2 protein-coding genes are annotated in these 4,505 nt (G+C 37.7%); both read left to right on the top strand.

Annotated elements, in window-relative coordinates; all coding sequences use genetic code 11:
- A partial coding sequence (locus ADI86_RS12230) for an LPXTG cell wall anchor domain-containing protein (RefSeq protein ID WP_049532078.1) occupies positions 1–420 on the top strand: 420 nt, incomplete at its 5' end.
- A gap of 641 nt (positions 421–1,061) precedes the next feature.
- The coding region (locus ADI86_RS05320; RefSeq protein WP_049532077.1) for a YPDG domain-containing protein at positions 1,062–4,505 on the top strand (3,444 nt) is incomplete at its 3' end.

Here is a 4,505-nt window from a genome sequence, read left to right as displayed (position 1 = left end):
GTACCAAACAGCGAATTACCAGACGGTAAAGTTCCAGGAACAGCTAAGATTACAGAACCAGGTCAACCAACAGTTGAAGTTCCAGTAACAACACCAGGTAAGGTCACACCAGCAACACCAACAGATACAAATCCAGTTGCGCCAGTGACACCTGATACGCCAGTCAAACCTGATACTAATGGAGGTTCTGGTCAAGATGCACCTGCACCAACACCAGCAACACCAACTCCAAATGCAGTTACTCCGAATGCAGATCAGGTAGATACTAAGACTACTATGGATAATGGAGCTAAATCAAATGATTCTCAAAATGTATTGCCAAATACAGGAACAGAATCAAATGCGACTCTTGCATCTCTAGGACTTCTTGGACTATTGAGTGGATTTGGACTTGTAGCTCGTAAGAAAAAAGAAGACTAAAGTAAAAATTTAGTTAAAATATGAATTGTTCATTGTTAAGTGGACAATGAATAAAAGAATGAACAACGGCTTTGTTCCTCATTTTAAGAGGTTCAAGGCCGTTGTTGTATTTTTGAAAAGTAGATACTAATATTTGTGCTAATACTCTTCGAAAATCAAATTCAAACCACGTCAACGTCGCCTTGCCGTACTCAAGTACAGCCTGCGGCTAGTTTCCTAGTTTGCTCTTTGATTTTCATTGAGTATAAGAAGCTCTCGATTGGGACATAGAGTCAGTCATCTGTTACCATTAAATTTCCTAGATGATTATTTTTTACTATCCAAAATGATGATTTATCTGATATGATAAGTGGCTACAGATTTATTTTAAATATATAATAACATTTTATAAATGATTGAATATTTTATCCATTATGTTATGCAATAAACCGATTTATGCTTGATTAAATGTATTAAAAAATGGTATAATTGAGCTGTTATAGCTGTTATAGCTGTGATAGCTGTGATAGCTGTGATAGCTGTGATAGCTGTGATGTTATTTGCTAATAGTAATCATCATAGTGATTTTTGTAGTTTAACTCTTTTAAAGGAGTTTAAGTTATAAAGATTGCTTTTTTAATATATTTTCCTTAGGAGGAGAAATGGAACATAAATCGAATTCATATAAAGTAAAGCGTCATCAACGTGAAAAAGTTTTGCGCTTTTCTATTCGTAAATATAGCTTTGGTGCAGCTTCAGTAGCCGTAGCAGCACTGATGTTTTTAGGTACGCGCGTCGTTAGCGCAAATAGCGTAAGTGAAAGTGGTTCACCATCTACTGCGGGTGTAGTAAGTCCTAAAAATGAGGCCGATTCGCCTCTAGATATTACGGAACCTACTGAAAACAAAGTAGATGTGGCTAATAATTCTTTAGAAAATAAAGAAACTGCAATTGTTGCAAATAGCGCTATTACAGTTGATAAAGCCAAGTTGAAAAAAGTAGTTGAAGAAGTAAATTCTCTTCTTTCAACTAAATTAAACCTTGACAACTCAGTAGTCTCACCTATTAAAGATAGATTTCAAAAAGGAAAAGAAGCCCTAGAAAGTTCTGAGCTAGTTCAAAAGGATATCGATGAGCTTGTAGAACTCTTGTCTAAAGATGTGACAGTCTTATCAGCTGCTTCTAAAGAATCAAGTGAGGTTCAAGTAGATAAAACTGAGAATCAGGGTGCCATCGTAGCGAGCGCAGTTTCTTCTGAAGTAAGAGCAAGCGAAGAGAATCAAACTGTATTAGCTAAAAAAGATTCTTTGAAAGTATCTGTAGATCAATTGAAGGCAGCGGTTCTGGAATTGCCTGCGCATGAGACAAGCAAAGAAGTTCTTGAAAAAGCCAATGAACTATTGGGATTGGCTCAAGGTGTTCTTGAAAATACCACAGTATCTCTGACAGATGTTGAACAAATGAACAAACTTGTGAAGCGAATGTTTAACTCTGTTAAAAACGCTACAACGCGTTTGACTTCAGCTTCTCATGATCCACGTAATGGTCAGAGTATGGGTGAAGGAACTGGTCTAAGATCTGTACCAATAGATAAAGATACAAAACGTGGACAATTAGGAATCGTTGTAGCGGATTCTGGATTTGTTACAGGATATGCGACACCATCTTCAACAATTCAAATTAAGAAAAATGGCCAGACGTTGGTAACTTCAACGCTTGATGATTCAGGACAGTTCAAGTTAAATGCTCCTGGGATTAAAGTTGGAGATACAGTTACATTGGTAGTGAATGGCACAACTGTCGCTACTGAAGTTGTAAGCGAAGGACATACAGTTTCCTTCAATGATAGCCTGGCCTATATTAAACAAGTTGATGGATATACAGCAGCGGAATCTGATGTGGAAATCACAGTAGGAGGACAAAAATATAAAACGAAGTCGCAATCTAATGGATACTTTACTGTTGACGTTGATCCTAACCTAATGGTGGAAGGTGCGGAAGTCACAGCTGTAGTAACTAAAGATGGGAAAGTAGTTGGTCGTGGAACGAGTATTGTTCGTGCAACAAAAGTCACAGACTTCGGTGTTGGTTGGACTGAAAATCCTATGATTGATTACTCACACCGCGATGTATTTTCACCAGATACGAAGCAGTATGCTTTCGTAAGTAAAGGAAAAGCTAATCAAGCTTATGATAACATTCGTGTGTATCGTGAGATGCGTGTTGAAGAAAATGGTAGCAAGTATTATTACTGGATTGTAGACTCAGGTCCAGCGGCAAATGCGCAGGCAGGATTGTCTAAAAAAATCTCACTTGCAATTCCGCGTACGGTTGGAGATCCGTATGATTTTACTTATACCCAAATTAAAAAAGGTAAACAGGAATCTTATAAAACATATCCTACTGCTTCAGCGTGGGAGTATGACCACCCTGTATTCCGTGCTTATGTGAAAGATGGAGAGAAACGTTCTGGATCATCTTATGCTGAAAATGTAGATGCTTGGATGGATTATATAGAACCATCAAATGGATGGCAGAAGAATATTTATCGTAAAAAGAGTGGAGATGGTACAGAGCCTAATGATGATGCATTCCCTCGAGTCCTGGATATGTTAGGTATCAAGAAAGGAGGTCTTGAATACAATCTTGTTCGTGGAGTTATCGAGGATAGACTGAACGTGACTGCTGGGAACCGTACAATTATGACTTTCAAAACAAAAGTTTTAGAAGGTGATGAATTGGATCAAAGTATTATGTCGGATTGGGGTAAAAAAGATAAAAGCAACCCGATGTTATCAGAGATCAAATCACGTTTAGCGAATGATCCGTATCTTGCCTATGGAGGGTATACAACGGGAGGAAAAATTCGGTATAAAGAAGGTCAAAACGCCATCATCGGTACGTTGCCATTGAGACCGGAAGAAGCAACTAATTTCAATTTCCAACCAGTATCTAAAGAGCAAACTACTAAAGTAGGAGTTGTTCCAGATGCTAGTAAGAGTATTGGAAATACCGATAAATTGCCAAAAGGTACAACCTATCGTTGGTTTAAAGATCCTGATGTATCGAAAGTCACTGAGCCAGGAAAACCTGTTCATGGTACGGTAGAAGTAGTAATACCACAACGTGGCACGTTTCTTGTAGATGCGGCGGTACATGTTATAGATGATAAACCACAAACACCAGTAGCAACAGCTAAGGATAATGGGGATGTAACTGCAAAACCGCAAGATTCAACGAAAGTAGATAAGATTACTGTAAGCTATACAGGGGAAGATAACAAGCAAAAAACAGCTGAAGGAAAGAAAGATCCGAAAGGAAACTGGACAGTAAATACTCCAGAAGTACAAATCAATCCAAATACTGGGGAAATCACGATTCCGGAAAATAAAGTAAAAGACGGAACAGAAGTAACAGTAATTACGAAGAATGGAAATGGTGCTGATTCAGATCCAGCAACAGCAATTGCAAAAGATGTTCAAAAACCAACATTAACGATTACGCCGTCAAGCCAAACAGTAGTAGAAGGTGAAACAGTAAGCTTCACAGTAACAGCAAAAGATAATACATTTGTTAATCTTGACTTTAATGACTTTGCTAATAAGTATCTAAGTAGAGTATTGCAACAAAAAGCAAGCTATTCTTATATCACAAATAATCCTGAAGAAAAAGTAATTAAAATAACTATTACAACAACTGCAGAAGACGTTGGTAAAACAAATACGATTACATTTAAAGCTTCAGATAATGATGGAAATAATGCGGATCCAGTAAACTTCAACTTTACGGTAACAGCAGTCAACCTAGATAAAGATGATTACACACCGAAGTATGACGATGGAAATGGAAAACCAGGAACATCAGTAGACTTACCATTAAAAGAAAAAGATGGTAAGAAAATTCCAGATGGAACAACATATGTAAGTGATCAACCAGGAGTTATCGCAGTAGATGACAAAGGGAAAGTAACCGTAACCATTCCAGCGGATAAGAATCCAGGAGATAAAATCACAGGTAAGGTTACAGTAACATACCCAGATGGATCAAAAGAAGACGTCCCAGTAAATGTAACAGTAACTAACCGTGATAAAGATGATTACGCACCG

The sequence above is a fragment of the Streptococcus pseudopneumoniae genome, assembly GCF_001074975.1.
Classification (GTDB): Bacteria; Bacillota; Bacilli; order Lactobacillales; family Streptococcaceae; genus Streptococcus; species Streptococcus pseudopneumoniae_D.
This window is presented reverse-complemented; position numbering and strand designations above follow the sequence as displayed.